Annotated in this window: 4 protein-coding genes; all 4 read right to left on the bottom strand. The window is 57.6% G+C overall.

Annotated features, from left to right (window positions below):
• The coding region (locus PHP98_10880) for a hypothetical protein (GenBank protein ID MDD5484131.1) at window positions 1-2,639 on the bottom strand (2,639 nt) is incomplete at its 3' end.
• Between the two features lie 110 nt (window positions 2,640-2,749).
• The gene (locus tag PHP98_10875; protein ID MDD5484130.1) at window positions 2,750-4,087 is read right to left on the bottom strand and encodes a hypothetical protein; all 1,338 of its coding nucleotides are present in this window, start codon (window positions 4,085-4,087) and stop codon (window positions 2,750-2,752) included.
• Window positions 4,088-4,101: 14 nt separating this feature from the next.
• A complete protein-coding gene (locus tag PHP98_10870; GenBank protein ID MDD5484129.1) occupies window positions 4,102-5,061 on the bottom strand; it encodes a carbohydrate-binding family 9-like protein in 960 nt (319 codons plus the stop codon).
• A gap of 30 nt (window positions 5,062-5,091) precedes the next feature.
• On the bottom strand, window positions 5,092-8,748 hold a 3,657-nt coding region (locus PHP98_10865), incomplete at its 5' end, for a beta-galactosidase trimerization domain-containing protein (GenBank protein MDD5484128.1).

The following is an 8,748-nucleotide window of genomic DNA, read 5'->3' as shown; positions in this document are numbered from 1 at the left end:
GCCGCCGCGGCCCCGCTTCGGCCGGGTTTGTTTTTGGCAATCTTGATTTCATTGAGCAGGGTTGTCAGGTAGCGGACGTCGTCCACGCCTTCGCGGTAGCCCTCCCAGGCAAGGGTGTCTATCACCCCGTCAACGGTGGGGTAGGTGAAATTCTCGTTGCGATAGTGGCCGTCAAAATCATTCCATATGTTCCCGTAGGAAGTGTGATAAGCGAAAGTAGCGGCGCCGTCGTAATCGTTCTGCCACAACAAAATGCCGTAATTGCGCCGGTAAACGGCCGGATTTTCCACGCCGGCCTGTGGATTTGCGTAGCACCATATTTTATGGCCCGCGGAGCGCCATTTGGCCGCCTCGTCGGCGGAAGGCTGGCCGGCGCAGATCAGGAGGTCCTGAATATCCCCCATTTTCTCAAAATTCTCCCGCAAGTATCCGGCCACAAACACCTTGCCGCCCGCTTCGTGGATGGCCTGCCAGTCCCGCCTCTGCGCGGCCAGCGCTTCGCCTTGGGCCTCGTCCTTGCCGTAGAAATACACATCGTTCAGGCCGTATCCTTTTAACGCTTTCAAGGCGTCGGCCACCCGCTCTTTCAGCTTAAGAATGCCTTCCGGGGAACCGTCGGAAGTTATATCAAGAGCGTAGCACCAATATAAAACATCGGAATCCATGCCGGCTTTTTTGCGCGCCGCAAGGTGTTGCTCCAAAAGCGCTTTGTCGGAAAACGGCTGGTAGCAGGTGGGGTTCAAGACGCCGTGTTCGGCCATGTTCTTCAGCTCCGCCGCAAGCTGCGCCCCGCTCTTGTATTCCGAGGAAACCGTCCCCCGGGGATATTTTTGGGAGAGTTGGGCGCGGTAATATACGCTGGAAACATAATAGGGCGGGCTGAGCTTAAACGGCAGAACCTTCAGCTCCAGGCTGAACGAGCCGATATTGCCCGCGGAAGAGACCAGGTCAATTTTGCCGGTGTAGGTTCCGGGCGCGGCGTCCTCCGGCGTCTTGATCGTTACCCAGAATTGACGGTTTGAATTTTTCGCCGCATCCACCGGCAGGAGGCGCGGGCTGTCCCGGACCGGGAAATTTTCCGGCAGGAGCAGTTTGTAATGGCCGAGCTCGTAATCGCCCTCTATTTCCCCTGATTCTTTCTCATCGGGATTGCTGATCCAGACGTATTTTTCCCGGCCGGGGAAAGAGAGCTTGAGGAAGTTCTTTTCCTGTTCCCGGTCAACTTTTACCAGGGAGTCGTCGTTGAGCAGCAACTCCGGCACCAGGACCCTCTTGTCGCTCTGCTGGGAAGTGTTTTTTCCGGCCGTGCCGGCCTGATACCAGCATTTCACCAGTTTTACGTCAATATTTTCGGAAGGAATGATTTTACCGGCATTTTCCAGTTTGGAAGCGATGGGTTTCAGGCCGGCGATATCGGACAGGGCGCACACCACAAAGCTGGCCGGCTGGAACTCGCCGGGCGCCGCCGTGATTTTTATTTCGGTGGAAATCTCGCCGACTGCGCAAAGGTTTATGGATTCATCCGGCAGGATTGGCAAATCGCTTATCGGGGCAACCACGAAGGGAAGATACGCGTTCCCGTTCTGCAGAAAGCGCTCCATGAGTTTCAAATTCCCGCCGGCGCGTTTTAACCCTTTGATCTCCGCGCGCATGGCTTCCTCAACGTCCCGGCGGGCGGATCCGTTTTTTTCCACGCTCTCCACCCGCCTTGCTAGCGCGTTTAAGTTTGCCATAAGTTCCTGCTGTATTTTTCGGACTTGCGGCAAGGCTGATTCCGCCTCCTGCGCCATTTCGCCCCGAACCTGTTCCAAGTCCAGCTTCCAGGCCGCGGCTTTTTCGCGGTATCTTTCGCGGACGGGCTCCCACCTTGCGCTGATGATTTTTTGCATGTCCTCATCGGACGACGCCGCGCCGCTCAGAACAATATCCCTGATATACAGCGCTATTCTTGCCCCGCCGGCCCCGCGGCCGCCGGACATATATACGGCAAACCTGTTCAAGCGGGGGGAAAGATTTTCCGGTTCAACGGCGGTAAAATATTTGCGCGCGACCAGATGAGCGGCGGTCCGGGCATGCTGGAAAACATCGTCTGTTTCCACGGTTTTCCATCCCCCGGCTGCAACGGGAAAATCGGAGAAACCTTTGTACACATAACCTCCGAAAGCCGGACGAAAATACATTTCCCCCCCGAAATTATAAGTCCCCGACATGCTGCTTTCCTCGCCGATCCGGTAAATCCATTTTAAAGTCACGGGGTTTTCAAGGGGGATGTCGTAGGGAATTCCGAGGTAAATGCTCGCGCCCGTTTCCAAGGTAACGTCCAGCTTGTAGATTTTTTCGCCGGGCCGCTCGGCGTCCTCCACAAAACCGTTGTGATTAATGGTGTAATCTTTTTTACTTTGGTGCCAGACGTCAAACTTTATGTTTTTCATGGCGCTTAATTTATATGACTTCATGCCGCCGGCTGTAAACTCCGGAGTTTCGGCCGGCTTGGGATGTATGGCCTCGCACTCTGGAATATTTTGTTTTGTTGGGTAATCCATGCGGCAGGAACAACCGGCCGCGGCCAGAAAAGCCGTTATCAAAACCAGCAGGATGCCCGACGGAATGCGTTTGGCATGTTTTCTTGCAGGATACATCATGTGCCTCCCATTGTTTTTTTGCTCGCAGGCGGCAATGCCGCCGTGCCGTATTTCCTGCGCGCCCATGCGTGCCTTTTATTGCATGTTGTTTGCTTCAAATGACAAAGCTATTTATCGGAAACCAGCCCGGCCAGGCGCATTTCCCACAGAAACGCATTGAATTCATCCAGGGCGCGGAGCAATGTTTCCTGATTGCGAATGGAAAGCGCTCCGCCGGGCGGGTTCCAGGCGTGGTATGCGTCATGCCACTTCCGGATTTCGGCCGTGCGTCTGTCGCCGAGCAGTTTGCACAGGCCGGGGTCGGCCAGCGCCCGGCGCGTTTCCTGCAGTTTGTCGCGGAAAAGCGGCGCATCGTTTATGATTGTTTTTGGCGTAAAATCCGCGGTCTGCAGTATTTGGCGCAGCGCTTCCGCCTCATTGTGCAATTCGGCAAACGCCGCGGCGTTGGCTTTACCCTTGAATTCCCGGAATGCCATCCGGATAGTTACGGCGGTTGGACGGCAGGCGATGCGGGTATCCACGGCGTAGCCGTCCGGCGCGAAGCGGATATCCCGAAGCGCCTCGGGCAGTACCATCATTGCGCAGGGGCCTTCCCCCCTGCCCGCGGCGGCATCAAAAACATCGTCATAATAGAGCGCCCACCAGCCCTGATCCGGAGAGAGTGTTTTGGTTTCACCTTCCTTGACAAGCGCTCCGGGGGTCAGGATGCGCCGGGCGCCGGGCTGGTTTTTGTTCAAAACAGCGGGATAGTTTCTCAGCAAAACGGCGATGGATGCGATCGGCAGTCTTGGTTCCAGCGCGATTTCACAGAAAAGCCATGCGTTCCCGGGCCGGCCTAGAAAGCGCACGCGGACGTCGGCCGCTTCGTGGCGCCAGACCATATCAAGTATGCCGCGTCCGCGGGTTTCCGCCGGCGTTATGCTGCTGACCGGCGATTCGCCCAGGTTGATGCCGTTCAATTCCAGGCCAAGGAACCCGCTGTGATACCAGTTGCAGCGTGTGGGCGCGGGCATGCCGATATATTCATGGCCGGCGATGAATTGCGGCGGGACGCCTTCGCGGTATTTTGCGCGGTGTTGGATCTGGTAACAGCCGGCCGGGCACAAAAGAAACAGCTCGCTAAAATTATGCCGGCGGTTGGTGCGGCGGGTGCGGTAACAGCCCGGCCGGCACAGATGAAACGTCGCGGTCTGGTCCTTTATGATGATTTTTCCGGACTGGCCCTTTGGAGCCGTAACCAAGCGGGTTTGCGGCGGCTCAAGGGATAATACGTCATCGTCGGCGCGCGCCCAGAGCCCTTCGCCGCAGCCGAGCCGGCGCAGGCCGGCGCAGGGATCGTTTTCGGCGCAGGCGCCGTGGACGAAAAACGCAGCCGCCAACAGCGGCGGCGCCCAGCCGGCGCGGACGTATTTAACAATTAAAAAACATGAAATTCGCGCGGCCAATCTTCCGGCCCTCCTTATTTTTTGAAAAGCTCTTCAAAGCGGGCGTCCCAGTCGGATTCGTTGTATTGCTCGGAAATATTTTTATATTGCGCGGTAATGGCGTCATATTCGCGGATGCATGCGGGCAGGTCGGCTTCGGCTGCGATGCGCTCCAGCCGGTCAATCCGCCGCGCATTTTCTTGCAGTTCTTTTTTCAGGTTTTGCGCCGCATCCGGGTTCGCGGCGAGCGCCCCGGCGGTTTTTTCGTGTTCCGCGCGGCAGGCCTTGACGAGAAACTCCCTGAACACCAGGCGGCCGAAACGCTCGGGTTGGTGATGTTTTCCGTATATGGCGCCGAAATACGAGCGCTCAAAAACGCTGGTCTGGCGGCAGCGGGCGATGGCAAACCCCCAGACTGCCGGCGAGAGCGGCTTGTCTTCCGGCAGCGGCCGGTCAAAAGCGGAAAAGGGCAGGCGCATTTCAAGACACCATTCTTTTCCCTCGGTTACGCTGATTTCCAGGTCAAACTCCGGATTCCAGCTTTTATCCTGGACGTGTCCGTCACAAAAATCCCCCTTTGAGTTGACAACAAGCTGATAGTAATAATGAGAGCGTGTAAATGCCGGGTCCATGAAGATTTCCACGCAGTTGTCATTCCACACGGCGGCGTCGCGGCCGTTGCGCTTTTCGGCAACCATGGCGGCGGTGCGCGGTTCGGCGCATTTGATTCCGAGGTAAAAATAGCGGTCGTCGTAGAGCGCCATGAAAGAAGTCTGATTGTCCGCCTTTTTTTCGGCGGTTTCCATGAACCCGCTCCATACCGGCGCGTTCTGCCAGGCGGGATCGTCCAGCCGGCCGTCAATCACCGGCGTTGTTTTGGCCCGCACAGCTTCGTGGAGATAATGCGGCGCGGAGTTTTCCGCGCGCGCCGTTGCGCACAGAACACAGCATGTCAGGATGGCCGTTATTCCGGCCGGGATGATTGTTAAACGCATTTTTATTGCCTTTCGTTGTTGAGTGGACGGTCAGTCCTGATTTATCGCCTTGATTTCAAACTCGCCTTCCGCTTTCAAGCCGGTGGCCGCATCGCGCGCGCGTATTTTCCATTTTCCCGGCTTCTCATTCAGCGCCAGGGGAACAACGCCTTTGGCGCGGCCGTTTTCGGCGGCGAGGTTGCCGGAGTAATATGAAACAATTTTGCCGTCCGGCGCGGTCAGGTCAACATGAAACACATGATGTCCGGGGCGGTCGGTTCCTTCAAGAATCAGTTCGTATGTCAATGCTTCGCCCGGCCGGCCGGCGGCGGCCGGATTGGCGCCCGCGCGCCCCGCCAGTTTGTTGAATATTCCGCTCAGAAAAGCGCCGTATTTTGACCCGAATTTGTCTTGACCCGCGGCCTGATTTTCGTTGCCGACGCGGATACGCAGGCGTTTGGCTTTATATGGCAGCAAGGCAAACACCATGCTCCGGCCCGGCGTTATGAGAGTTTGTATCCGGTTGGAATGCCCAAGGTATGTTCCGGAGCGCGTGTCGTATATATGCATTTTTTCGCGCAATTTCATAATTGCCGGGCGGGCAACCAGCGGTTTGGCCGTTCCCTTCGTATAGGCTGCTTCCGGTTCCGGCAACTCCTGCAGGACTCCGAGATAAATGTTCGCGCCTTTCGTAAAGCGGTAAAACCGCGCGCCCGCGACTTGCGGCTCAAGCGTAACCTCGGGATCGTCCAGCCCGGCCTGTTTCATCAAAACGTTAAAGAAATCCAGGATGAGACGGGCGTTGTCGCCCGCTTCAACGACTCCGGATTCCAAGTCGCCCTGGACGCCGGCATAGTCTGCCAGGGAAAAGTTAAGCAGAATGGCCTTACCCTTGCCGTACCGGTTGAAAACCAGGGCCGGCCGGCCGTCCGCCAGCCTTGCGCGCGCCGCGCCTGTTCCCAGTTCAAGCGAAAGGTCGCAGGCCGCGTTCTGCAGCACGGCGGAATATCCCTCCATGTCAATTTTAACGGCGCAGTTGGTTGGCGCCGGCCCGGAGGTTGATTGTTTCACGCCGAACACTTTGTCAAGTATTCCGCCGTTTTCGTATGGCCGGCCATGTTCATTGCGCACGCCCGGGCGCAGGTCTGCGATGACAATTCCGCCTTCCTGCACGAACGCCTCAATTTCCGCCGCCTCCTGTCGCGATAATGCCTGCGCATACGGCATCCAGAGGAGGCGGTATTTGTCTTTTTTCAGGGCGTTGCCGGCCACCTGCGCGTAAGCCAGTACCCGGAATTGGCGCAGGGCGTCCTCAAAGAGGGGCGCGGCGGCGTTCAAGACCTTTTCCATCTGCGGCAATCCGTCGGTGAGGGTCGCGGCGTGGATGCTGGGAGAGGAATACAATACGGCGATGCCGTCGTCGGCCCGCCGGGACGTTGTTATCAGTTTCCCGATGCCGCCTCTGATAGCGGCTATTTCCTCAATGAGAGTTTTGCCGAAGTCAAACAAAGACATGTCCGGCGCCATCATGGGTTGATTGCATCCGGCCGCGTTGGGGGAATAAATTCCCAACATGTTTGCGCCGCGGAAGAGCCTCCGCCATGTCCGGTAGCGCATGGATTCCGGATTGCGCGTGGTGTTGTATCCGCCGTACCAGCCCAACCCCAGCTCCGTCCCCGGCCGGGCAAAGTCCGTCACCAGCTGCGGCACTATTGCGCCGTCATAAGTCTGGTTGAAGTCCATGACCTGCATGATTTTATAATGATCGGCGGCGCGGTAGCTGTCAATTTTGGTGTCGCTGCCTTCGTAGCCCACCTTGGCCGCCGGCAGGGATTTGCGCACAACTTCCTTGCCGAAGGCGTATATGCCCGCATAAACGTTTTCCATGTGCCGGCGGAAATCAACCCAGAGCGGCTGGAGGCGCGGGTTTGCCTTTGCCTCGTCCAATGTGATTGGCCGGACATCCTCAAAGGTTTTGTATTGCGCGCCGTATTCCTTGTTCATGGCTTCCACCGTGCCGTATTCTTCCGCCAGGAATTTGTGAAAGGCGGCGACGCAGTGCGGGCAGAAACAAAGCTCATAGCGTCCGGCCACAAAAAAGCACTCGTCGCCCATGCTGACTTCCGAAGAAGAATACGCCCGGACCTCCGCGCATCGTTTTGAGAGCGTTTTGGCCAGATCAGCGCGGTGTTTCGGATCCAGCAGGCAGGGGCTGCGCACGTGGTTGTCGGCCGTGCGGCGGCTGGTGCCACCATACCAATCCGTTTTTGTATCGGAAATCCTCACCGCGTAGGGTTCGTAGCGCATGTTGGCAAGGAGTGATATTTCGCTAAACCCCCTCATCAGGCGCGTGTCAAACCCCATTTCGGCCAGTTTTTGAAACATATGGTATTCCAGGTAGGGATAAGTTCCTTGGCCGGTTTCGTACCACCGGCCGAATCCGACCACGCGGACATCGTCAAGCGGCGGCAGGTCTGAAATTGAGAATGCTTTTCTTTTCCAATCCGGCCGATCGGCGCCCCGGCGCAGTTCCGCCTCCAGGTATTGCACGATGGTCAGCGGTCTGGCGCCCGCGAGTTCAAAAGCGGCCGAATGTTCCGCGCCGGCCGCGATGCCGGGCAGGCCGAGGCGCGTTTCGGCCGTTACGCGGCCGTGGGAATCGCGCTGGCGCAGAACAAGTTCAAGTCCGTCCGCCGCTTTTTTCGCGGCCACCCTGATTTTGCCGGTAACTTTGTCGTTCATCCGGTAATAGGCGTTATTGAGTTCAATCGCCGCGATGACCGGGTCGCCGGTCAATTCCACGAATGAAGAACCGTAGGTCAGCGTTTTGCCGCCGTCCTTTACCCAGATGTCGGCAAAATATCGTCCGGCCGGAGAAAGCGGGATTTCAAAGCTGACTTTTGTTCCGCCGGATGAAAGCTTTATTTCCTTTTCCTGCGAAACGGATGGTATTCCGGCATCGTTGCGGAAAACGAAAACGCAGGTCGCCGGCCGGCCGTCCGGGCCGGAAATGGAATAGGCAATGTTGGTCAGCAGGGCGCGGTCGGCCGTCAGGTGATCCGGGCCGGATATTTGGACCGTTGTCCGCCCGGCGGCGAAGCGCATCAGATGCCCGAGCCAGGCCAGGTAATAATCATACTCCGTGAATTTAGGATCCAGCCGGCCGCCGGCCGGCACCTCGGGGGTAAGCGCCTGCAGCACCGAGGGCGGATCATAACCTTTCAACGACAATATTCTGCCTTTGCCGAACCGGGCGCAGTCAACCGTGGCGTCAAGCCAGGCGTTTCTGTCCTCATATTTTTCAAAAACAGGCAGTCCCTTGAAGGGAATTAAAGCCCGCAAATCGGGCGTTTCCCTTGCGGCCAGCGCGCGCTGCAGGTATTTATCGGGGGTGCGGATCAGGCCGACCAGCGATGTGCCGTCGCGCGTTTTTTTCAGCATCTTATAGCGGAGGTGCATCGGGAAAGAGCTCCAGTTGACGTGTCCCAGCACAATAAGGTCATAATCGCCGTCCAGTTTTTTATCAAGGTCTTCCGCGAGAGCGTGCGCGTCGCGCACGTTCGCGGGATCATATTTACGATCGGAGACAAAGCTCTCCCCCGCGGCGCGTTTGGCGGCAGTCACATGGCTTGCGGAGCCGGCCCCGAACACCGTGTATTGCAGGTCCAGGCGCTGGGCCAGTTCAATCACCTCGCGCATGGCCCCGCG

Source organism: Kiritimatiellia bacterium, from assembly GCA_028715905.1.
In the GTDB taxonomy this organism is placed as follows: domain Bacteria; phylum Verrucomicrobiota; class Kiritimatiellia; order JAAZAB01; family JAAZAB01; genus JAQUQV01.
The sequence above is the reverse complement of the archived record's forward strand: the minus strand, read 5'-3'. Positions and strand labels throughout refer to the sequence as shown.

Coding starts and splice junctions, on each gene's coding strand:
- PHP98_10870 (MDD5484129.1), bottom strand. CDS start 5,061: ATGCGTTTAACAATCATCCCGGCCGGAATAACGGCCATCCTGACATGC.